The organism is Haloglomus halophilum, assembly GCF_024298885.1.
In the GTDB taxonomy this organism is placed as follows: domain Archaea; phylum Halobacteriota; class Halobacteria; order Halobacteriales; family Haloarculaceae; genus Haloglomus; species Haloglomus halophilum.
The window spans coordinates 3,979,969-4,003,247 of sequence record NZ_CP101166.1 but is presented as its reverse complement, the minus strand read 5'-3'; the positions used below and the strand labels follow the sequence as shown (position 1 = coordinate 4,003,247).

Genomic DNA, 23,279 nt, shown 5'->3' with positions numbered 1-23,279 from the left:
CAGGCCGACAATGCCCAAGCTTGCACGGATCGAGACGGACGAGGGTGTCGAGCGCGGCGAGTACGAGGACGGCGTCGTCACCGTCGACTCCGGGACGTACGACACGACGACCGACGAGGCCACGCTGCTGGCGCCCTGTGAGCCGTCGGTGTTCTACTGTGTCGGCCGGAACTTCGGCGAGAAGGTCGAGCAGATGGACTACGAGATCCCCGACGAGCCGGACTTCTTCATCAAACCGCCCGTCTCGCTCCACCCGCCCGAGCAGCCGATCCCGTACCCGACGTTCTCGAACGAACTCACCTACGCCGGCGAGCTGGCCGCGGTCATCGGCGAGCGCTGCAAGCACGTCGACGAGGACGAGGTCGACGACGTGGTCGAGGGGTACACCATCCTGAACGACCTGGACTGTCTGGACCAGGAGCGCCGGACCGCCCGGAAGGCGTTCGATTCGAGCGGCCCGCTCGGACCGGTCGTCGACACCGATGTCGACCCGGTGGGGCTGGAGATGGAGACCCACATCAACGGCGAGCGCCGCCAGTACGACAACACGGAGAACATGTTCATCAAGCCCCGCGAGGTGGTGGCGTTCATGTCCGAGCGGTTCACGCTGAAGCCGGGCGATGTCATCTCCTTCGGGTCGCCGGCCAACCCCGGGCTGGTCGAGCCGGGCGACGATATCGAGATCCGCTACGAGGGCATCGGGACGCTTCGGAACACGGTCGGCGAGCGGGACGACTGACCGGCCCATCTCGGACCAGACCCGACCGCCGTGGACGGGACAGTCTTTATCAACGCACCGTGTCGGTATCCCCCAATGAGTAACGAGGGCCCGGCGAGCGAGGCCAGTTCGCCGGACGGAAACGAGGTCGGAGCCGCTTCCCGGGACCGCCGGGACTCCTCGGATGTCGTCACCGACGGCGCCGGGGGACGCACCGATGGCGAGGGGAGGAGCACGGTCGGTGAGGGCTCACTGCCCGGTGTGGGTGATGCGGCGCTCGACACCGACGGGGACGTTCCCGACGAGGACGCCGAGATCGGTGGGCAGCGGGCTGCCCGCGTCCTCGGTGACGAGACGCCGGACGAACCCGACTCGCTCGACAGCGACCTCGAGGCGGTCCGCGAGGCGGTGCTGGCGGAGGTCCGCGAGTCCCTCCTCGAGGACCCCGAAATCGACGCCGAGTCGCTCGACATCTCCGAGTTCTTCGACTTCTCCTACCTCGAACGGTACGAGGAGGTCGAGCGGCGATGGGTGAACCGGCCGTACGCCTACGTCTCCGTGGTGTACGACCCGGAGGAGCGCGAGTACCGCTACCGGGTGACAGAGCCGGACCTGGACGAGTTCGAGAGCTACGTCCGGACGGACCTGGTGGAGTACCTCCGGAACACGCTGCTGTACAAGGATGTCGACTCCGTGGCCGACCGGCGGGAGGTGTTCGAGTCGGAGGTGACCGACATCGTCGCCGACCGGGCCCGTAGCGCGTCCCGGCTGGCGCGGCGGAAACTGCTCTACTACCTCCGCCGTGACTTCCTCGAGTTCGGCCCCATCGACCCCATCATGCGGGACCCCGCCATCGAGGACGTCTCCTGTGACGGTGCCGGCATCCCCGTCTTCGTCTACCACCGGGCCTACCGAGACCTCGATACGAACGTCGTCTTCGAGGCCCGGCGGCTCTCCTCGTACACGGTCCGGCTGGCCCAGCGGGCCGGCAAGACCATCAGTGTCTCCGACCCGCTGCTGGACGCGACGCTCCCGGATGGCTCGCGTCTGCAGCTCACGATGGGCGGCGAGGTCGCCACGCGAGGGGCGAACTTCACCATCCGGAAGTTCTCCGACGTGCCGTTCTCCCCGGTCGACATGATAAACTGGAACACGTTCTCGCTGGCGGAGATGGTCTACTTCTGGCTCGCCATCGAGAACAACAAGTCGCTCATCTTCGCGGGTGGCACGGGTTCGGGGAAGACCTCCTCGATGAACGCTATCTCCTTCTTCATCCCGCCCAACAGCAAGGTCATCTCCATCGAGGACACCCGCGAGGTGGACCTGCCCCACTCCAACTGGATCCAGTCGGTCACGCGCTCGTCGACGACACGGGAGGGCCGCGGCGAGGTCACGATGTACGACCTCCTGCAGGCCGCGCTCCGCCAGCGCCCCGAGTACCTGCTCGTCGGGGAGATACGGACCCAGGAGCGGGTCGCCCTGACCTTCTTCCAGGCGATGGGGACGGGCCACACCGCCTACACGACGATGCACGCCGACGGCATCGACACGGTGCTGAACCGGCTCCAGAACCCGCCGCTGTCGGTGCCGACGGCGATGATACAGGACCTCGACATCGTGAGCATCCAGAAGCAGTCGTTCCTGGGCGACGAGCGCGTCCGGCGCAACCAGACCATCGTGGAGGTGGTCGACGACCAGCCCGACCCGACGAGCGTGCGGACGCGCGACATCTTCGACTGGGACGCCCAGACCGACACGCACGACCGGGTCGGCGAGTCCGACGTGATGGCCCAGGTGGCCGACGAGCGCGGGTGGACCGACGCGGAACTCCGCCGGGAGATCGACCGCCGCGAGGCTGTTCTGGAGTTCCTCGTCGAGGAGGACATCACCGACTACCGCGACGTGGCCTCCGTCATCCACCTCTACCAGAAGGACCCTGACTACGTCCTCGAACAGGTGCGCAGCCGCGGCTACGAGGTCGCCTGATGACCGACGACGACACGCTCCCGGACGGTGATTCGGCGACAGACGACGACCACGAGCCAGCGCCGGACGACCCCGTCGACGACCGTCCCGGCGCGCCGACGGCGGACCCCGTTCCCGGTGACCCGGACGGGCTCTCGTCCCGCCACGCGAGCGCGGGGAGCCGTCGCCCGGACGGTGACCGGGAGGAGGACCCCCAGCTGGATGCCGAGTCGCCGCCATCGCCCCCGGACGAGGAGAACCCGGAGGAGATCATCGAGGGGCTCCCCGGCCCGGCCGGCCCGGACGAGTCCTTCCAGAAGCGGTACCGCTCCGACATCGGCTACCTCGAGACGTTCTTCCGGTCCCGGCATCGGGAGTTCGCCGACTACCAGCGCCTCCTCAATCAGGCCCGGATGGCCCGGTCCTACGACGAGTACCTCACCCGGGCGACGCTGGTCTCGCTGGCGGCGGGACTGGCCGGTGCGTTGTTGGGTGTGCTGCTGGCCGTCCTGCTCGCACGGACCGGCGTCCTCGCCGGTATCACGACGGGCCTGGGCGGCGAGTTCGGGGCGTTCGTCGGGCAGTACCGCCTCCCGTTCGCGGCCGTCGGCTTCGGTGCCATCCTGGCCGCGGTCCTCGGCGGGCTCACGTTCGCCGGCTTCTACTACGCGCCGGTGTTGACCGTCTCCGGACGCCGGCAGGAGATCGAGATAACCCTGCCACAGGCCATCGTCTTCATGTACGCGCTGTCGCACGGGGGGATGAACCTGACCGAGATCCTCCGGGCGGTCGCCGAGGCCGACGACACCTACGGGGAGGTCGCCGCGGAGTTCGACACCGTGTTGCGGGACCTCGAACTGTTCGGCAACGACACGTTCACCGCGCTCCAGAACCTCCGGAACAGCACGCCCAGCGACGGGCTGGAGGAGTTCCTCGACGACCTGCTGGGCCTGCTGGAGTCGGGGGGCGACGTGACGGTCTTCCTCGAAGATGCCGCCGCGGACTACCTCGAGGAGGCGCGCGACGAGCAGGCCGACTTCCTCGAGACGCTGGCCATCCTCAGCGAGGTGTTCATCGTCGGCTTCGTCGCCGCGCCCCTCTTTCTCATCGTCATCCTCGTCGTCATCAGTCTCGTCGGCGGGCAGACGCTCCTGCAGGTGGCCTCGCTGGTCTATCTGGTCATCCCGGTGGGGATGGCGTCGTTCATCGTCCTGGTCGACGTGCTCTCCTCGCCGTTCGTCCAGACGGGCCACGTGGAGGCGCCCGACAGGGGGGCGTTCGCCGGCGGGGCCGGCGCGGGGGAGTTCCAGCCCATCGGCGCGGCTGCCTGGGGTGGCGACGACGCGTCCCACCGGGGGCCGCTCTCGGGTTCACGGGCCCGGGATACCCCGCCGACGGCCGACACGGAACGGCTCGAACGGACCGCCGCGGACCAGCCGGCCATGCACGAGCAGTCGCTGCTGGAACGGACCACGGCTGCCGTGAGCGACGAGGGGTCGACGCCCACGATGCCCGCCGCGGCGGCCGAGGGGCCCGACACGGCGGCCGAAGGGTCCGCCGACGCGGCCGGGGACGGACGGCCGGACGGGTCGGACGCCGACGACGGGCCGCCCGACGAGCGCATCAGGTCCTACCAGCGCGCACGACAGCTGGACTCGTTCCGGAGCATCGCGTCGAACCCGCTGGGCCTGTTCCGGAAGCGCCCCAACGCGACGCTCCTGGTCTCGGTCCCGGCGGCGGCTCTGGTCGTCGTCGCGCTGGTCGTCGCGGGGGTGGTCGAGACGACCTACGCGGCACTGCTGGACGCCCCCGTCTTCACGACGACCGGGCTGGTGGTGCTCCCGCTGTTCCTCGCCACGCTCCCGCTGACCTACTACCACGAGCGCAAGACCCGGCGCGAGCGCAAGCTCGCCGAGCGGTTCCCGGACACGCTGAACATCCTCGCCTCCGCGAACAAGATGGGCATCGGGCTGACGGAGGGGCTGGGGCTGGTCGTCCGCTCCTCGTCCGGACTGGTCGCCGAGGAGCTCCGGAAGGTCCGCAACGACATCATCTGGAACGCCTCCACCGGGGAGGCGCTGCTGGCTTTCGGCTCCCGGCTGGAGGTGCCCCAGCTCGCCCGGACCACGCGCCTGCTGGCCGAGGGGCTCCGTTCGTCCGGCGACCTCGCGCGGGTGCTGTCGGTCGCCGCCGAGGACGCTCGCGGCCGCTACCGGCTCGAACGCGACCGCCAGCGCGAGATGGTCTCGTACATCGCCATCGTCGTCATCGGGTTCCTGGTCTACCTGCTCGTGGTGGTGGCGCTGGAGGCGAGCTACCTCGCGCCGGTCGCCGAGACCGCGGCCGAACAGGCCGAGTACATCGGCGAGCAGCGCGCTCCCATCTCGTTCAGCAACGTCCCCATCGAGGAGTACCAGCTCCTCTTCTTCCACTCGGCCATCATCCAGGGGTTCGGGAGCGGGCTCCTCGCGGGGAAGCTGGCCGACAACAGCATCCGGAGCGGGCTCAAGTACGGCCTCGGCCTGGTCGGGCTGTCGGTGGTCGTGTTCGCCTTCATCTGATAACCAACGAACATCGCTCACAACAATGAAATTCGGATATGAAATGGATGATCGGGCCGTCTCGGAGATAATCGGGGCCATACTGGTGTTCGGGCTGGTCGTCATCTCGCTGGTCATCTTCCAGACCAACGCCGTCCCCGCGGCCAACGAGGAGGTGGAGTTCGACCACAACCAGGAGGTCCAGGCGGACCTGCTGGGACTCGACGCGGCGCTGAGCGACGCGGCCGCCAGCGGCAACGGCGGCACCGCCGTCGTCACCGTCGGGATGGACTACCCGACGCGGTTCCTGTTCCGGAACCCGCCCCCGGTGTCCGGCACGCTGACGACGGAGACCTCGCGGTTCAGCATCGAGAACGCCGAGGCCGTCGGCGACGCGGAGACGGACGACTACTGGGACGGGGACGCCCTGCCCTACGAGTCCCGACAGCTCGTCTACCGCGTCGACTACAACATCTACGAGAACGCACCGACGACCGTCCTCTCGCACGGCGTCGTCTACGACGCGTTCGGCGACGGGACGACCCGCCGTATCGACGCCGGCGGGTTCATCGACGGGCGCTCAATCGAGCTGACGGCGCTGGCCGGCCGCCGGAACGAGTCCCGGGTCGGCGATGTCTCGGTTCCGGTCACCGCCCAGTCGGCGCCGACGGAGACCGTCCGCGTCCACGATGACCCCGCCGTCCCCGACGACAACATCACCCTCACCGTCCGGACGGGAGCGACGGCAGCCGAGTGGGAGGCGTTCCTCGAGGACGAGATGACCGAGGGGTACGTCGCGCGGGTCGACCCCGGGAGCGGGAACACGGTCAAGGTCGTGCTCGAGGAGGACACCACCTACCAACTCGAACTGGCGCGCGTCGCGGTCGGGTCGGCGCCGTACACCGCGACGCCGGCGTACGTCACCGCTGACGGGGCCACCGACCGCTCCGTCGTCGCCGGAACACCGACCGACCTCACGGTCGAGGTCCGCGACGAGTACAACGGCCCCGTCGCCGGCGAGGACGTGACGTTCACCATCGACGACGGGGACGGGGCCACCACGACGGAGACGGTGACCACGGACGGCGAGGGGCGTGCGACCCTCTCGCATACGCCGTCCGAGTCCGTGACCGTGACGGCGACCGTCGACGGCGGCACCGGTGCCGACGGTGACCCGCTGAGCGTCGTGTACGACCTGACCGCCAGCACCGGTCCGGGTGGCGGCGACGACGACTCCGGGTCGATCAATCGGGGGGATATCGGCGTCTACTACACCGATGCCGAGATCGGGTCCGGGAACAGACAGGACGAGATGACGGTGACGTTCCGGAGTCGGGACGACACGTACACGATGCGGGAAGCCCGCATCTCGTTCATCAGCGCGGAAGCCAGCGTGACCGGGGCCAGGGTGTTCTCGACGGACGCGGACGGGAACCGCCTCCAGAACATCGTCGACGAACCGCCGGGCGAGGACGACGTGCTCACGGTCACGGACGACTTCTCTCCCATCCGGTCGGGCGTGACCATCCAGCAGGGGGCGGCCAATCAGGAGACGTACGTCTTCGACTTCGACGCCCCGCTCCGCGGGGGGCAGTCCCGCCAGGAGTTCTTCGTCCTCAGTGTCGTCTTCGAGGACTCCAGCGGCAACCAGCGGACCCAGACGTTCTTCATCGGCGAGACTCCCTGACTGGGTCCGGCCGACACGGTCGCCCCCGTCCTCGTTCCTGCTCGTCAGTAACGCGGGTGGTCAGAATCGTCCACGGACGGCTCTGAAGGTTGAATATGTCCTCGTGTGGGGACATAGCACGCCGCAATCTTTACTACCTGCTAAGGCTTTAAAACAGCTATGTCTACTTCGCAAAATCTACGTGGAGAGGGGGGTATCGGCCGATGACGGCCCGGGAGGCCCCCATGCTGCTCGCCGACGGTGGGAGGGAGAACGTTCCACGGCCGGCCATCCGGCGGGTCGAGCCGGCCACGGAGGAGATCGTCGCCGAATCCGGGCCAGAACCAGAGGCCGAGCCGCTCCACCCGACCGTCGAGGCCGTTCTCGCGGACGTACGTGAGTACTTCGCCGGCGAGGGCGCCGAACCGTTCGGTGCGCCCGCCGACGAGTTCATCTCGGAGTCGTTCTTCGACTTCTCCTACCTCGAGGGGTACGAGGAGGTCGACCGCCGCTGGGTCAGGGAGCCGTTCGCCTACATCTCCGTGCTGTACGACGCGAACCGCAACGAGTACCGCTACCACGTCGTCGAGCCGATGCTCGACCAGTTCGAACAGTACGTCCGTGCGGACCTGGTGACCCTGCTCCGGAACGAGCTCATCTACATGGATTTCGCGCCCGGCGACCGGGAGGGCGCCTTCATGGCCCAGGCCCGCGACCTCATCGACGAGCACGCGGCCACGGTCGCCCCTGGAACGCTCCACAAGGTCCTCTACCACCTGCGGCGGACGTTCCTCGGTTTCGGCCCCATCGACCCCATCATGCGGGACCCGAACATCGAGGACATCTCCTGTGACGGGACCGGCGTCCCGGTGTACGTCTACCACCGCGAGTACCGCGACCTGCCGTCGAACGTCACGTTCACGGAGCGACGGCTCAACGCGTTCGTCGTCCAGCTGGCCCAGCGCTCCGGGCGGTCGGTGAGCATCGCGGACCCGCTCGTGGACGCCTCGCTCCCGGACGGCTCGCGGGTCCAGCTCACGCTGGGCGGCGATGTCTCCACCCGCGGCGCGAACTTCACCATCCGTAAGTTCGCCGACGTGCCGTACACGCCGGTCGACCTCGCGTCGTGGAACACGTTCAGTGTCGAGGAGATGGCGTACTTCTGGCTCGCCATCGAGAACAACAAGTCGCTCGTCTTCGCCGGCGGCACCGGCTCGGGGAAGACCACCTCGATGAACGGGGTGTCCTTCTTCATCCCGCAGCACTCGAAGGTCGTCTCCATCGAGGACACGCGCGAGATCGATCTCCCCCACCAGAACTGGGTCCAGTCCGTGACTCGCTCCTCGGCCAGCGGCGAGGGTCGCGGCGAGGTCACGATGTACAACCTCCTGCAGGCCGCGCTCCGCCAGCGCCCCGAGTACCTGCTCGTCGGCGAGATCCGGACCGAACAGAACGTCGCCCTGACCTTCTTCCAGGCGATGGGGACGGGCCACACCGCATACACGACCATCCACGCCGACAGCGTGGAGACGGCTATCTCGCGGCTCCAGAACCCGCCGCTGTCCGTGCCGACGCAGATGCTGCAGGACCTCGATGTCATCAGCATCCAGCGGCAGACGTTCCTCGGCGACCGTCGCGTTCGACGGAACGCCACCATCGCCGAGCTCAAGGCCGACGGGACCGACCGGGACCGCGTCGCCTGGAACGACATCTTCCGGTGGGACCCGGAGACCGACACGCACGACCGGGTCGGCGAGTCGGAGGTCCTCACCGAGATCGCCCGCGAACGCGGCTGGACCGACGCCGAACTCGACGCCGAGTTCGACGCGCGCCGCCGCGTCCTCCAGTACCTCGTCGACGAGGAGATCCGGGAGTACGAGGCAGTCGCGGCCGCGGTCCAGACCTATGCCCGCAGCCCCGACGAGGTGCTCGAGGCCGTGGTCGAGGGGACCTTCGATCCGACCGACTTCGACGTCCGGTCCCACGGTGGGGCTGGTGCCGCGGTCCACGACATGATCACGGGCGACGGAGCGGCTCCCCCCGGTGCCGGCACCGCGCCGGCGCTGGACGCCACGACCTACGAGGAACTGCTCCGGGCCACGACCGCGACTGCTTCCGGGGACCTCCCGGAAGCGGCGGTCGCAGAGCAGCCGCCCGACGGCGACGACCGTCCGTCACAGGATTCGCCGACCGACGGCGGCACTCCGGGGCCAGAATCGGCCGCGGATGGCTCCGGCGGGGCGGACGGCGGTAGCGACGACCCCGAGCGTGAGGAGCGATGAGCGGCGAATTCGAGGGGACGCCCCTGGAGGACACCGAGATGAACGAGATCGGGCTCGTCTCCCGACCCAGTGACCGCCCCGTCACGAACGAGGAGCGTCGCCGGATGCGTGCCGAGTACGGCCGCGTCCGCACGTACTTCAAGCTGCACCCGTCTCGCTACGCGGGCATCCAGCGCTCCCTCAACCAGGCCCGTATCGGGGCGACCTACGACGAGTACCTCGCGCACAGTCTCTGGTTCGCCCTCTTCGGCGGCCTCTTCGGCGCGGTGCTCGGCGTGCTCCTCACGGCCCTCCTCGTCCAGATCGGCGTGCTCTCGGACCTGCGAAGTCCCATCCAGTTCAGCGGTGGGCTCGCGCGCTACATCGAGGCCAACCGGTCGCTGTTCGCCGGCGGCGCCATCACCATCGTGCTGACCGGCCTCGTCGGAGCCGGCATCTGGTTCGGACGGTACTACTACCCGGCCAGTGTGGTCACCTCGCGGCGACAGGCCATCGACGTGACCCTGCCCCACGCCATCGTCTACATGTACGCACTGTCGTACGGGGGGCAGGACCTGCTCGGCGTCCTTCGGGACATCGCGGACGCCGAGGAGGTGTACGGCGAGGTCGCCAACGAGTTCGAGATGGTCGTCAACGACATCGACCTGTTCGGCAGCGACATGTACAGCGCACTCCAGAGCGCGCGTAACCTGACCCCCTCGGACCGCTTCGAGGGGTTCCTCGACGACATGCTCGGCGTGCTCGACGCGGGTGGTGATGTCACCACGTTCTTCGAGAGCGAGGCCGAGTCCTACCTCCGCGCCGCGGAGGAGGAGCAGTCGGACTTCCTCGAGACGCTGGCCATCATGGCCGAGGTGTTCGTCGTCGGCTTCGTCGCCGCGCCGCTGTTCCTCGTCGTGACGATGGTCGTCATCAGCCTCATCGGTGGGAGCACCATCAGCGCGATGAGCTCGCTCATCTACCTGGTGCTCCCCGTGGGCATGCTGGCGTTCCTCGTCTTCATCGACGTGCTCTCGGCGCCGTTCGAGACGCCCTCGACTACCAATCCCCCGGAACCCACCGAGGAACTGCCGTTCGACCTGGCGGAACTCGATGACGACCAGCGCTACGGTATCTACCAGAGCCGCGCCCGCCGGCTCGCGCTCCGGGAGCTGTTCTCGGACCCGGCCGGGACGTTCAAGGACGAACCCCTGAACACGCTGCTGGTGACGGTCCCACTGGCACTCGTCGCGCTGGTGGTCGCCGTGGCGGCCGGGCTCGCGGAGCCCTCGCTATCGGCGTTCAGCAGCGAACCCGTCCGGACGACCGGCTGGCTCGTCGTGGTCCCGTTCCTGCTGGTGACCGTACCGCTCTCGGTGTTCGTCGAGATGCGGGCGGCCCGACAGAAGGCCATCACGGAGCGCTTCCCGGATACGCTGAACATCCTCGCCTCCGCGAACAAGATGGGCATCCCGCTCCCGGACGCGCTGGAGCTGATCTCGCGGTACCAGACCGGCCCCGTCGCTCAGGAGCTCCGGAGCGTGAAGAACGACATCGCGTGGAACCACGACGTGAGTCGCGCGCTGCTGTCGTTCGGTGCCCGGCTCAAGACGCCACAGCTGTCCCGGAGCATGAAGCTCCTCTCGGACGGCCTCCGGTCGTCCGGTGACCTCGCGCGGGTCCTCAGCATCGCCGCCGAGGACGCTCGCGACCGCGCCCGTATCGAGCGTGCGCGCCGGCGCGAGCTGGCGGCCTACATCGCCGTCGTCGTCATCGGGTTCCTCGTCTACCTGATGGTCATCGTCATCCTCGACGCCAGCTACCTCCGACCCATCGCGACGCTGGACACGGGAGGCGCGAGCCAGGACCTGCCGCTCTCGTTCGACAACATCCCGGTGGACCTCTACCGGATGCTGTTCCTGCACTCGGCGCTCATCCAGGCCATCGGGAGCGGACTGCTGGCCGGCAAGCTCGCCGAGAACGACTCCCTCGTGGGCCTGAAATACGCCATCGGGTTGGTCGTGCTGACGATGGCCGTCTTCGTCCTCGTCTGAAACGAGGACGGCTACCGCGCTTCGGCCCTTCTGCAGTATTGTCCCCTACGGGGGCTATCTCGCCGATTCTGGTATTCATTTGGATAGCAAGTGCTATTAATACAGAAGGCGATAGTATCTCATGAATCTTCGATTCTCGACATTCGATGTCGATCAGAGTGACTTGCGAGGTGTATCCGAAGTCCTCGGTTCGATGCTGATCTTCGGCCTCGTCCTTGCAGTGCTTGCGATCGTGCAGCTCAGCGGAGTCCCGGCCGCGAACGAGGAGGTGGAGTTCGATCACAACCAGCGAGTGCAGAACGACTTCCTCGAGTTCCAGCAGGCGGCCGACGTGACCGCGACGCAGGGGTCCGCTCGGTCCGTGAACGTCGAGGCGGGCACCCGTTACCCGAACCGGTTCCTGCTCCGGAACCCGCCCGAGGCAGCTGGAAGCGTCACGACCGAGGTCTCGGGCTTCAGCATCGAGAACGCCCGGGCGGTCGATTCTGAGATCGCACAGTTCTGGACAGGTAGCCTCCGGGAGTACGACTCGAGTGTCGTCGTCTTCCGCCCGAACTACAACGTCTACGACAGTGCGCCCGAGACTGCCTACGAGCACGGCGTCGCCTACAACAGGCACCCGAACGGTGAGACGACGCTAATGGGGACTGCCGAGGTCATCGACGGGAACCGAATCACCCTCATCGCGGTGAACGGGTCCCTCTCAACGGCCAGCGCCTCGGCGCTGGCTCTGGAATCGGAACCGCTGAGTGCTCCTATGCAGAGTGTCAGCGTACGCGATAACCCGGACGTTACGGGCGACAATATCATCCTCACGTTACAGACGGGAATGACCCAGAAGGCCTGGTCCGAACTCCTCGATGACGAACCGAACAACATCGATAGCTGGACCCTCTCGGGTGGCGAGCTGACCATCGTTCTCGACGAGGACGTCATCTACGACATGCGGCTGGCGAAGATCGGCGTCGGGAGCGGCTACACCGACGAACAGCCGATCTATCTCGCGAACGGCGCGGTGGCACCGCGGTTCGTCGAACTCGGCGGGAACACCATCTCGGTCGAGGTCCGCGACCAGTTCAACACGGTCAAGCCCGGTGTCGACGTGACCTACAACCTCGACGACGGACAGGGGTACTTCATCGACAGCCAGGGAACCAACGTCGGCGGGACCCACGTCGTGACGAGCGACGAGAACGGGCTCGCGAAGGTCGTGTTCAAGCCGACCGGCGGCACCACCGCCACGATTTCCGCGACGGCCGACTTCGGCTACCCCGGGGCCAACCCCGACGACAACGAGATCATCATCTTCGAGGATATCGCAGTCATCGGCGGCGGCGGTGGTGACGGTGGGGGCGACTCGGAGATCAACCCGGCCGCCAGTGAGGCCTTCGAGCTCAAGTCCGCCACCCTGACCCAGGAGAAGGTCGGGAACAAGAACAACATCGGCGTCGCGTACGTGACGTTCGAGAACAAGGGGGACCAGGTGAGCATCGAGGCCGTCCGTATCAACTCGTTCGTCGACAACTCCCAGTCCGCGAGCAACAAGAAGCACCCCGACTACGCCGTCATCAACGGGACGCAGGTGTTCGTCGGGGGCGACTACATCAACAGTTTCGCCACCGGGTTCAAGATCGATTACCAGCCGGGCGAGGAGAAGACCTACCGCATGGAGTTCTGGGACGAGGACGGTAACCCGTTCGATGTCGATGAAGGCGACTTCTTCATCTACTCCATCGAGTTCGAGGACGGGTCCATCTCCCGGTACTTCGTGGTCCCGGACGGCCAGTCGTAGACCCGCCCCCGAACCTACTACCCCGATTCCTCCGTCTCCCGCACCACCAGCACCGGCCGGTCCGCCTGATTCACCACCCGCTCCGCCGTCGAGCCCATGTTCACCCGCTTCTCGCGCCCCTCGCGTCCGTGCGTGCCCACGACGACCAGTCCCACGCCCTCGGACTCGGCGTACGCCAGTATCTCGCGGAAGGGGACGCCGTCGGTGACGCTCGTCTCGACGTGGACGCCGGAACCGCTTGCCGCGTTCGCCGCCTCGTCCACGGCCTCCTGGGCGCGCTCGCGGAGGTCCTCGCGGGTCGCCTCGGTGTCGTCGGCCGCGAGCGCGAGGCGTTCGTCGGCCACGGAGAGCACGTGGAGCGTCGCGCCGTGCGCGTCGGCGGTGGTGATGGCGTGGTCGAGGGCGGTCGCGGCGGCCTCGCTCCCGTCGGTCGCGAACAGGATGGCGTCGTACATACCGGACGGCAGGCCGGGGGCGTACTTGAAACCGACTCTCGCTGCCGGCGGTCGGGAAACGGCTGCCGTCGGGCGGCACCGTGCTGGCCGTGGGAGAAAAGCCTTTGTCCGGCGCCACCCGACGGGTGCTCGTGGACGAGAACCGCAGTATCGAGGAGATACTGAACACCATCGGCGACGAGCACGCTAGGACGGTCCTCGCGGCCATCAGTCGTAACCCTCGGTCTGCGAAGGAGCTCGCAGAGGAGTGCGACCTCTCGCTTCCGACCATCTACCGGCGACTGGAGCTCCTCCAGGAGCACGACCTCATCACCGAGCGCACTGCGGTCGCGGAGGACGGGAACCACTACAACATCTACGAGTGCAACTTCGACTCCACCGTCATCACGCTGGAGGACGAGGAGTACAAGGTCCGAATCTACCGGAAGGAGAACCTCCCCGACCGGTTCGGCCAGCTCTGGGACGAGCTCGGCTCGGAGTCGGAGTGACCCCCCACCGGCTCTCTCACGACGAGTAACCGAACGGGGGTTTTTTGAGGTATTGCGCCGCCTACCCCGCAAGGATGGTCAATGTCTTGAATGCGGTGCTGGTGCTGATGCGGCTGATCCTGTTCGGCCTCTCACTCGGATTGACCGTCATCAGCTTCCAGTCCTACCAGCGCCGCCAGTCGCAGCGGCTCCAGTACGCCTTCATCGGCTTCGCATTCATCAGCATGGGCGTCGCGGTCACGAACCTCTCGACACAGATCGGAACCTCCGGGGCGGCCGCTGGGACGGAGCTGGTCCTGATCCAGATCTCCGAGACGATCCCCTTCATCATCGGATTCGCGATGATCTATCTCTCCCTGTATCGGTGAGCTAATCTTCCAGGCCGAGGAATTTCTGATATGGTCCGGGTATATGCTCGTAATATCTCGGAAAGCCTTCCAGATTGCACCTCTCGCACATAGTTGCGTCTCCACTCCGTGACATCTGGAGTCCGCACCGGCTGGTGCTGATAAACCGCCGGAGGCCTTCGGCGGTACGGTTTTGCTCGGTTGGGCCGGATCCGGGACCGATGGGTGGCACCGCGACCGGGACGGACGACCGCTGGGCGGCGGGGCTCGCGGTCGGTGGGCTCACGTCCTGTTACTGGCTGGTGGCCGCGCGGCCGCTGGTGGCGGTGCTGGTCGGGTCGCTCGTGGTCGTCGGGGAGCGAGCGCACGGGCCAAACGGGTTCGTCGGGACCGTACCGGTGCGTGCGGTGCCGGCGGTGGTGGCCGTCGAACTGGCCGTCGCGCTCCAGACGGCGCTCACGGGACGCTCGGCGCTCGGCGTCCTCGCTGGCGGCCTGTTCCTGCTGGCCGTCTGGCTCACCGGCCCGTCGCTGATGGACCGCCGGCCCACCTGGTGACTCCCGACCCCGGCCCGAATCGCCGCCGTCCGGGTGCTTTTGGTCCGTCCCGGCCCGAGACACTGTATGCCAGTCTCCGAGACGTTCGACCCCGACCGATGGGAGCCCGTCGCGGGCTTCGACTTCCGCGACCTGACCTACCACCGCGGCACGGACGTGCCCGCGGTCCGCATCGCCTTCGACCGCCCCGCGAAGCGCAACGCGTTCCGTCCGGAGACCGTCGACGAACTGTACACGGCGCTCGACCACGCGAAGCGACAGACCGACATCGGCTGTGTCATCCTCACCGGGAACGGCCCCTCCCCGAAGGACGGCGGCCGGTCGTTCTGCTCGGGCGGTGACCAGGCCATCCGCGGCGATGCGGGGTACGAGTACACCGCCGGTGAGGACCCGGACGCCGGGGGCGCACCGGCCGAGAGCCAGCAGCAGGCCCCGCGCCTCCACATCCTCGAGGTCCAGCGGCTCATCCGGCACATCCCGAAACCCGTCCTCTGCGTGGTGCCCGGGTGGGCCGTCGGCGGCGGCCACTCGCTGCACGTCGTCTGTGACATGACGCTCGCCTCCGAGGAGCACGCGAAGTTCCTCCAGACGGACCCCGACGTGGCGAGCTTCGACGCCGGCTTCGGGAGCGCCTACCTCGCCAACCAGGTCGGGCACAAGCGTGCCCGGGAGGTGTTCTTCCTCGGGAGGACCTACTCCGCGGAGGAGGCCGTCGACATGGGCATGGCCAACGCCGCCGTCCCGCACGATGAACTGGAGGAGGTGGCGCTGGAGTGGGCCGCCGAGATGACCAGCAAATCGCCGATGGCGATGCGGATGCTGAAGTACGCCTTCAACATGGACACGGACGGACTCGTCGGCCAGCAGGTGTTCGCGGGCGAAGCGACACGGCTGGGGTACATGACCGAGGAGGCCGCCGAGGGCCGGGACGCGTTCAACGAGGGCCGAGACCCCGACTTCTCCGGGTTCCCCTGGCACTACTGAACCACCGTCAGGCGGCCGTGTACCCGTCGTGTCGGCGGCCGCAGGTCTGAAGTGGTGTCAGAGAGTGGCTTCGACCGAATGGGAGCCAGCGTCGAGACGAACACGTCGCCCGACGATGTCGACCCGGAGGGGCCCATCGGGTCGGCTCAGGCGCGGTCCCCGTCGCTGACGGTCATCGCCTTCGGGCTCGGGGTACTGACCGTGACAGCGTGGAACTTCCTGCGCGAGCAACGGACGCTCTCCGCCGACCTGCCGCCGATAGCTGCGGCCGTCCTCGGGCTCTTGCTGTCGGTCGGGTTGCTGTACGCCGGCACCAGGCTGGCCCGGTCCGGGCTCGACCAGGACGAACGCTGGCTGGTCGCCCAGAGCACGCTCGGCGGAGGCGCCGTCTTCGCCGGCATCATCATCCTGACCATGCTCATCCGGGTTGCCGAGGGACGACCCGTTTCGGAGGCGCCGTTCGTCCTGCTCACGTCCACCGGTGGTGGTGGAATCGCGGGGAGCCTCGTTGGCGGCCTCTACGCACGAGCGCGCCGGGATGCTCGCGTCGCGGAGTTCGCGCGGGCCGAGGCCAGGCAGGCACAGGACCGCGCCGAGCGTGCCCGTGCCGACGCCGAGGAGAACCGGAAACAGCTCGAGGAGGCCCAGGCCGAGACCGAGCGCCTGCTCGAGGAGGCCCGCAACACCAGAGACGACCTCCGGCTCATCAACCGCGTGCTCCGTCACGACATCAAGAACAGTATCATGGTCATCGAGTCGCGGGCGGAGTTCCTCGGTGACGACCTCGAGAGCGCCACGGCCACCGACATCGACGACCGTGCCGGGGAGTTCCTCGACACCATCGTCGCACAGGCCGAGGAGATCGAGCACGAGGTCGAGCGGACGGGTGCGGTCATCGAGACCATCACCGACGAGGACCCGGACCTGCAGGCCACCGACCTCGGAGCCGCCATCGAGGAACAGGCGACGACCGTCCGGAGCTCGTTCGACGTGGACCTCCGGGTCGACGGCCTCGACGACGGGGACGGGCCGTTCGTCCTCGCCAATCAGGTTCTCCCGGACGTGCTCGGGAACGTCCTCACCAACGCCGTCGTCCACCACCGCGGGGCCGACCCGACCGTCGAGATAACCGTCACCGGGGACGAGGGGACGGTGACGGTCTGCATCGCCGACGACGGGCCGGGTATCGACGACGACCGGAAGTCGGAGGTGTTCCACCGCGGCGAGTCCAGCGGTGATGGCGGCTTCGGCCTCTTCTTCGTCGACCGGATGATGGAGCAGTACGGCGGCGATGTCCGGATCGAGGACGCCGACCTGGGTGGCGCGGCGTTCGTCTTCGAGTTCCAGCGTGCCGAGTGACGGCCCGGCACGGGCCACCGCCCCCCGCAGCGGCCTCCGTCGGGTTCAAACCTCCCGGTCCCGAACCGGCGCATCATCATGAAGCGCGGGATCCTCGACACGCTCGGCTCACCGCTGGTACAGGTCCGGTCGCCACCCGGGAGCGTCATCGCCGCCAAGGTGGAATCGAAGAACCCCGGCGGGAGCGCGAAGGACCGCCCGGCCGTGGCGATGGTCGAGGCCGCAGAGCGCGACGGGGAACTGGAACCCGGCGACCGTGTCGTCGAGCCGACCTCCGGGAACACGGGCATCGGCATCGCGCTGGTCGCGGCCGCGAAGGGGTACGACGCGACGCTCGTGATGCCCGGCTCGAAGTCGCCCGAGCGACGCAACATCATGCAGGCCTACGGCGCGGATCTCGAACTCGTCGACGGCGACATCTCCGCGGCGAAAGAGCGTGCCGACGAGATCGAGGAGGAGGAGGGGGCGGTCCAGCTGCGCCAGTTCGAGAACCCCGCCAACCCCGAGGCGCACTACCGGACGACCGGTCCGGAGATACTGGAGCAGGTCGGCGACGCCGAGATTGACGCGCTGGTCGCCGGCATCGGTACCGGGGGTACCATCACCGGTATCGGCCGGCGGCTCCGGGAGGAGTTCCCTGAGATGGATATCGTCGGCGTCGAACCGGCCGAGAACGCGGTCCTGACGGGCGGCGAACCGAGCGACGACGACTTCCAGGGGATGGGCCCCGGCTTCGTGAGCCCGAACCTGGATACGGACCTGCTGGACTACGTCGAGACGGTCGATATCGACAGCGCGGAGGCCGAGGTCCGACGACTCGCCCGCGAGGAGGGCATCCTCGTCGGCCAGTCGTCCGCGGCGTCGAACCTCGCCGCGAAGCGTGTCGCCCGGGGCCTCGTCGACATGGACCCGGCGGCCGGCGGCGACTGTCCCGAACCGGACAACGAGACGCACCTGCTGGACGATCAGCCGACGACCATCGGCGACGACGCCGGCCGGAGCATCCCGGACGACTGCCCGCTCGTCGTGACGGTCTTCTGGGACTCGGGCGAGCGCTACGTCTCGACGGGCCTGTTCGACCACGGGGACTGAGCCGAGTCCCGGTGGAGCATGTCGATTCCGGAACGGGTGGTCCCCGCCGGGAGCGCGGCATCTTTGGGCCGCTCTCCCCTTGGTTCTCGTATGTACACGGGGAAGACCCAGCAGCCGTGCTGTCTCTGTGGCCGCGAGGAGACAGCGGTCCGCATGGATATCCCGCCGCGTGCGGTCCAGCTGCTGGACAACTCGGGTCCTATCGCCTGGCGTGACATCGAGGGGGACGTCTCGTTGCACTTCTGTGACTCCGACTGGGAGACGGTCCGCGACGTGGTGCTGGATGCCGGCATGACGCCGCTGCCACGCTGTAACGCTGCCCGTGCGGACTTCGTCCTCAGGGAGGACTTCGAGGCCCTGCTGAACGACGTCCGTGACGAGCCGGACCAGACCCCGCTGGAGCGGGAGATGCTGGCCGATGCCGAGCGGGTCGTCGACGAGTACGACGACCCGGATGCGCTCCACTCCGAACGGGACCTCGTCGAGGCCCGGGTGGTCCAGTGGGCACTCGGCGAACTCGGCCACTGGCCGACCGCCTGAGGCCGCATTGATAATACCGGCCACGTTCCCGGACTGAAGCGGCCATTCTCATTTACATGAAAGATATAATATATTTGTCTGACGGAAGAACTATCCAGTCGCCGTGCAGGTGGTTCTCACAGGAACCTTCCGCCCATGTCCGATGGTGACCCTCCGACCGTCCTGATCGCAGATGACGAGCCCGCCATCGTCGATGGCCAGGCGTCACGGCTAGAGAGAAAGTACCGGATTCGACGGGCCTACGGGGGGCGTGAGGCACTCGAGCGGCTGGACGAGGCGGTCGATGTCGCCCTCCTCGACCGTCGGATGCCGGATCTCTCTGGTGACGAGGTACTGGAACGCCTCCGTTCGGAGGGATACAGCTGTCGGGTCGCCATGCTCACCGGGGTCGAGCCCTCGTTCGACATCGCCGAGATGGGGTTCGACGACTACATCAGGAAACCCGTCGACGAGGCCTCGCTGTTCGAAGTCGTGGAGAACCTCATCGCGCGGCAGGCCTACGACGCGGGGCTACGTGAGTTCTACTCCGTTGCGCGCCGTGTCGCGCTGCTGGAGGCCGACCACGACCCCCAGGAGCTCGACGGGAACGAGGCCTACCAGCGGCTTCTGGACCGACGGCAGGTGCTCCGGTCCCGTCTGGACGACACGCTGGAGGAACTCCGGGAGACCGAGGGCTACGCCGTCGCCGTCGACGATATCGTCACCGGAGAGCGAACGGGACGAGAGCCGTGCGCGGGCGGTGACTGAGTAGTCGCCACCGTCGGATAGCTCCTCTCCTTCACGGCGATTCTTCGGGTCCCAGCGCCACGCGCGCACCTCCTGCCGCGCTCTCTTCGACAGTGATGTCCCACCCGTGTCGCTCCGCCACGACACGGACCAGGCCGAGTCCGACGCCCGTGCTGTCGCCACTCGAGTACCCCCACTCCAGCACCCGGTCGCGCTCGGCCTCCGGGATGCCGGTGCCGTCGTCGGCCACGTAGAACCCCTCGTCGTCCCCGACGGGGCCGACCTCGACCCGGAGGTCCGTGGAGCTGTCGTCCTCGTCGTCGGTTCCGGTGTCCGCCCGCCCGTGTTCCACTGCGTTCCGCAGGAGGTTGATGGCTGCCAGGCGAACGAGCGGGGTATCGACGTTCAACGTGGCGTCCGCTACCTCCAGCGTCGCGTTCGGCGTCGAAATCGCCGTCCACGCCGATTCGACCACCGCCCCGAGGTCGGTCCATCCGAGGTCGGGCTCGGGTCGGGCCAGCGCCCGCGTCTCTTCGGTGAGTCCCTCCAGTCGGGCGAGTGCCCGGGCGACGTGATCGAAGTGCTCGTCGTCGCCGTGTTCCCGGGCGAGGTCGAGCTGGAGGCTCGCGGCACCGAGCTGGTTGCTCAACTCGTGGGCCAGTACGTCGGCCAGCAGCCGGAGTCGGTCCTCGTTTCCCTCGCCGGTCGCGCCATCCGCCACGGCTGCCGCCACTGCCGACCCGAGCGCCGTGAGCGCTCGCCGCTCCCCCGCCGGGACGCCCCCGGGCCGCTCGGCGACGAGATGGAACACCACTACCGGGCTGGTGGGAACCCGCAGCGCCACCAGATGGGCTCCGTCATCGCCGCCGGGCGAACGGTCGCTCCCATCGAGCGGCTCGGTGAACACCGCTGCACCGCCGTCCGCAGTCACTGCTTCCCTCGTCACCGAAATCGTCTCCTCGCCGTCGGTGCCACCTCCAGTGCCGCCTCCGGTGCCGCCCCCGCCTCCGACCGGAACAGCTCGAAGGTGGTCCGTCGGCGTTCCTGCGGCGGCCAGCGGTCGAACCACCCGCCGCTCGGTATCGTGCTGGCCGGCCCAGACGACCGGGTAGGGGTCGGTTCCGCCGACGGACCTGACGATATCGTCCGTGAGCGGCTCGATGGCGTCCCGCTCGCCGCTCCGGACGGTCTCTATCGCCGTTCGCAGGAGCGTCTCCGCTCCGGAGCTCCGATGTGCTGACCGGTCGAGCAGTTCGTCCGAGCGAAGCTCCTCGAGCCGCCGTGCGGTTGTTGCTGGCGCGGTCCGGTCGACGACGGCTGCCACATCGGCGCCCATCGCTACGGCACCGCTGTCGGGGTCGATGGCCAGTACCACTGCCGCGCTCGAATCCCGGCGGAATCGCCGGAGTGCTCCGTCTACCGCCCCGCTGACCGCTACGCTGTCGGCTGCGGCATCGACTACGACGCAGACGACATCCCTGGCCCGAAGTCGGGCAACCGCGTCGTGGACGCCCTCGTAGCGCGCTGTCGACGCGTCCAGCGCCGCCGCCACGTCGTCCATCGCGGTGGTCGCCGGAAGCAGTACGGTCCCCGTCCCCATCTCGTGTTACGTCCCACTCTGGACCGCGCCGTCTAAACCCTAGTGGTCACTGTCCGACGTTGAGATTCCGCTCTGGAGTGTGAAATTTTATAACGGGGGACGCAGGTAAAATCGGCCAGACACTCGATGAAATCAATTCGCCTTCGGGAGGTTGCGTACCTGTCGTTCCTCGTGGTCCTCCTGCTGGGTGGGGGTGGTGTCGCCACGGGGGGTGAACCGCCGCTCGCCGACGCTGGTCTCGACCAGCAGGTCGAACGGAACGCGACGGTCCTGCTCGACGCTGCCGGCTCCCGCGACCCCGATGGAACCATCCGCTCGTACCGGTGGACCATCGAGACGCCGGACGGCCGGACGATCCAGCCTCGCGACACGGACGCTCCTCGGACATCGTTCGTCGCCCGACAGACCGGCCGATACGAGGTGACCGTCACCGTCACCGACGACGACGGGCAGACGGCATCGGACACGCTGTACGTCGATGTGGATCCGGCTGCCACGTCCCCGTCGTCTCCGTCGGAGGCTTCGGATACGACGCCGGGACTCCCGGACTCCGCCGAGCCCGACTCCGACGGGGTCCTCGACCCGGCTACCCCGGACGCGCCCCTCTCGGCCGGCACGACCGCCTCCACTGGCGGTAGCTCGCCGGGCACGGATGCCTGCCCGGGGGAGACGACCCGGAGCGGCCAGCGCGGCTGTCTGGAGGGAGAGGACCCACCAGCCACGGTCGAGGTCTCCGGGCCGCTCTACGTCCGGCAAGGCAGCGTCCACACCTACACCGCGACCGTCAGCGACCGTCCGGGGGGTATCGCCGATATCTCCTGGTCGGGGGGTCTCGGCTCCGGCTACTCGGCGACCCACCTCTTCACCGAGCCACCGGGGTCGACCGTCCGCATCGCAGCCACCGTCGACGACGGCGAGGGACACACCTCCTCGGATGCCGTCGTCGTCCACGTCGTCACGGACAACGCTCCGCCGGAGGTTCGTATCGAGGGCCCCGTCGCGACCTGCGTCGGCGAACCGGTCGAACTCGAGGGGTACGCTATCGCCTCCGAGCAACACGACGAGGTCGTCGAGACGACGTGGCACGGCGACCCGACGTTCGTCCCACAGCATTCCGGACAGTACGTCGTCGGGTTCTCCGCACAGGACATGCAGGCCCAGACGGCGCGCACCCAGCATACCGTGACGGTTCGAGAGAAGCGGGTGTGTGATCCTGAGATGGAAGAGCCTACGGGACAAGGTGCAAAGACAGACAAACTTCTCATCAGAGCTACCGATGACAACCTGGTGGAAGGTAGCAGGATCTCCGCAGTCATGCGGGCACGGGGGAACGTACCGAACTCGGGTCCGGTGGAGAAACTTGCGGACATCGGGGCGGGCCTCGGTCGTGTCGGCGAAGGTGCCGCCGAGCACGCGACCGGGAACGAGGAGACGCTCGTCTTCTACATGTCCGCCGAGAACGCCAGTCGATTGGGTCAGAACATCCGTACGACTCCTGACGACGAAGTCGTTGCAGGGGCGAATGGCCCCCGAATCAACGAACACGAACGGCTGCGCAATGCACGTGTCGAGGACAGAGTAGAGACGGAGCACGGCAGGGTCAAGGTTGTCGTCCGTATCGGGAAAGACAATACCGGGAACCCGGACCGGTTCACTGGAGAGAATCGGACCGACAGTGACTCTGCTGCAACCGGCGATTCGTCGTCCGAAGGGTCTCGTGCCGACCAATCGAGTGAGGCATCCTCGCAGGAGTCGTCCCCCAACTCGGAGCAGACAGTAATCGACAACAACCCCGGGGTCGCCGATACCGTATCGGATATCATGGACCCCGTCGGAGACGCGGCTGAGAGTGTCGGAAGTCTACTCGGGAGCGACGATACGGGGTCCGATTCGGCCAGCGATGGCGGCGATACTGAAGGCCGGGACAGGGAGACCGAATCCTCATCCGCCGACAGTTCGGGGTCCGCCACGGACGATGATTCCGGCTCCTCCGGTGGAGGCACCGTCCCTGCACTCGACGGTATCATCGACACCTCCGCGGACGAATCCGACGGCATCGGTTCGGACTCGTCCGACTCGTCCGACGAACCGACCATCGACGGCAGCGATAGCTGGGGTGGCATCATATGATTCCA

At 67.7% G+C, this 23,279-nt stretch carries 18 protein-coding genes; 16 read left to right on the top strand and 2 right to left on the bottom strand.

Annotation, left to right across the window (positions count from 1 at the left end; genetic code table 11):
- Window positions 1-10 precede the first annotated feature (10 nt).
- The 7 genes from NL114_RS19480 to NL114_RS19450 all read left to right on the top strand — a co-directional run bounded on the left by NL114_RS19480 (window position 11) and on the right by NL114_RS19450 (window position 12,996).
- The gene (locus tag NL114_RS19480; protein ID WP_254822579.1) at window positions 11-739 is read left to right on the top strand and encodes a fumarylacetoacetate hydrolase family protein; all 729 of its coding nucleotides are present in this window, start codon (window positions 11-13) and stop codon (window positions 737-739) included.
- 75 nt (window positions 740-814) lie between these two features.
- The gene (locus NL114_RS19475; protein ID WP_254822578.1) at window positions 815-2,704 is read left to right on the top strand and encodes a type II/IV secretion system ATPase subunit; all 1,890 of its coding nucleotides are present in this window, start codon (window positions 815-817) and stop codon (window positions 2,702-2,704) included.
- Complete coding sequence (locus tag NL114_RS19470) at window positions 2,704-5,244, top strand: type II secretion system F family protein (protein ID WP_254822577.1); 2,541 nt, start codon at window positions 2,704-2,706, stop codon at window positions 5,242-5,244. The genes NL114_RS19475 and NL114_RS19470 overlap by 1 nt, the downstream gene beginning before the upstream one ends.
- Window positions 5,245-5,287: 43 nt before the next feature.
- On the top strand, window positions 5,288-6,910 hold the full coding sequence (locus NL114_RS19465; RefSeq protein WP_254822576.1) for an Ig-like domain-containing protein: 1,623 nt from the start codon (window positions 5,288-5,290) through the stop codon (window positions 6,908-6,910).
- Window positions 6,911-7,113: 203 nt separating this feature from the next.
- Window positions 7,114-9,171 (top strand): type II/IV secretion system ATPase subunit, encoded by a 2,058-nt coding sequence (locus NL114_RS19460; RefSeq protein ID WP_254822575.1) that lies wholly within the window; start codon window positions 7,114-7,116, stop codon window positions 9,169-9,171.
- On the top strand, window positions 9,168-11,204 hold the full coding sequence (locus tag NL114_RS19455; RefSeq protein WP_254822574.1) for a type II secretion system F family protein: 2,037 nt from the start codon (window positions 9,168-9,170) through the stop codon (window positions 11,202-11,204). Before NL114_RS19460 ends, NL114_RS19455 begins: the two co-directional genes overlap by 4 nt.
- A 232-nt stretch (window positions 11,205-11,436) precedes the next feature.
- A complete protein-coding gene (locus NL114_RS19450) occupies window positions 11,437-12,996 on the top strand; it encodes an Ig-like domain-containing protein (protein ID WP_254822573.1) in 1,560 nt (519 codons plus the stop codon).
- Window positions 12,997-13,013: 17 nt separating this feature from the next.
- On the opposite strand, the gene NL114_RS19445 is transcribed toward NL114_RS19450, so the two are convergent.
- The gene (locus tag NL114_RS19445; protein WP_254822572.1) at window positions 13,014-13,451 is read right to left on the bottom strand and encodes a universal stress protein; all 438 of its coding nucleotides are present in this window, start codon (window positions 13,449-13,451) and stop codon (window positions 13,014-13,016) included.
- A 131-nt stretch (window positions 13,452-13,582) separates the two neighbouring features.
- Here NL114_RS19445 and NL114_RS19440 point away from each other — a divergent pair, with 131 nt between their 5' ends.
- From NL114_RS19440 to NL114_RS19405, 8 genes are all read left to right on the top strand, one after another.
- Complete coding sequence (locus NL114_RS19440; protein ID WP_254822571.1) at window positions 13,583-13,939, top strand: winged helix-turn-helix domain-containing protein; 357 nt, start codon at window positions 13,583-13,585, stop codon at window positions 13,937-13,939.
- 74 nt (window positions 13,940-14,013) lie between these two features.
- Entirely contained in the window at window positions 14,014-14,307 is a 294-nt protein-coding gene (locus tag NL114_RS19435; protein ID WP_254822570.1) for a DUF7521 family protein, read from the top strand.
- 200 nt (window positions 14,308-14,507) lie between these two features.
- Window positions 14,508-14,843: a hypothetical protein gene (locus NL114_RS19430; RefSeq protein ID WP_254822569.1), complete on the top strand. Its 336-nt coding sequence runs from the start codon at window positions 14,508-14,510 to the stop codon at window positions 14,841-14,843.
- A gap of 66 nt (window positions 14,844-14,909) precedes the next feature.
- Window positions 14,910-15,827: a 1,4-dihydroxy-2-naphthoyl-CoA synthase gene (locus NL114_RS19425; protein WP_254822568.1), complete on the top strand. Its 918-nt coding sequence runs from the start codon at window positions 14,910-14,912 to the stop codon at window positions 15,825-15,827.
- A 78-nt stretch (window positions 15,828-15,905) separates the two neighbouring features.
- Window positions 15,906-17,186: a sensor histidine kinase gene (locus NL114_RS19420; protein ID WP_254822567.1), complete on the top strand. Its 1,281-nt coding sequence runs from the start codon at window positions 15,906-15,908 to the stop codon at window positions 17,184-17,186.
- Between the two features lie 78 nt (window positions 17,187-17,264).
- Window positions 17,265-18,278: a PLP-dependent cysteine synthase family protein gene (locus NL114_RS19415; RefSeq protein WP_254822566.1), complete on the top strand. Its 1,014-nt coding sequence runs from the start codon at window positions 17,265-17,267 to the stop codon at window positions 18,276-18,278.
- Window positions 18,279-18,368: 90 nt separating this feature from the next.
- A complete protein-coding gene (locus NL114_RS19410; RefSeq protein WP_254822565.1) occupies window positions 18,369-18,818 on the top strand; it encodes a DUF7960 family protein in 450 nt (149 codons plus the stop codon).
- Between the two features lie 135 nt (window positions 18,819-18,953).
- Window positions 18,954-19,565 carry a response regulator gene (locus NL114_RS19405; protein ID WP_254822564.1) on the top strand — a complete coding sequence of 204 codons (612 nt, stop codon included), beginning with the start codon at window positions 18,954-18,956 and terminating at the stop codon, window positions 19,563-19,565.
- A 31-nt stretch (window positions 19,566-19,596) separates the two neighbouring features.
- Here NL114_RS19405 and NL114_RS19400 read toward each other — a convergent pair whose 3' ends face one another.
- Window positions 19,597-21,144: a sensor histidine kinase gene (locus NL114_RS19400; RefSeq protein WP_254822563.1), complete on the bottom strand. Its 1,548-nt coding sequence runs from the start codon at window positions 21,142-21,144 to the stop codon at window positions 19,597-19,599.
- A 126-nt stretch (window positions 21,145-21,270) separates the two neighbouring features.
- On the opposite strand from NL114_RS19400, the gene NL114_RS19395 reads away from it, so the two are divergent.
- Window positions 21,271-23,274, top strand: a complete 2,004-nt coding sequence (locus NL114_RS19395) for a PKD domain-containing protein (RefSeq protein WP_254822562.1) — start codon at window positions 21,271-21,273, stop codon at window positions 23,272-23,274.
- Window positions 23,275-23,279: the final 5 nt, after the last annotated feature.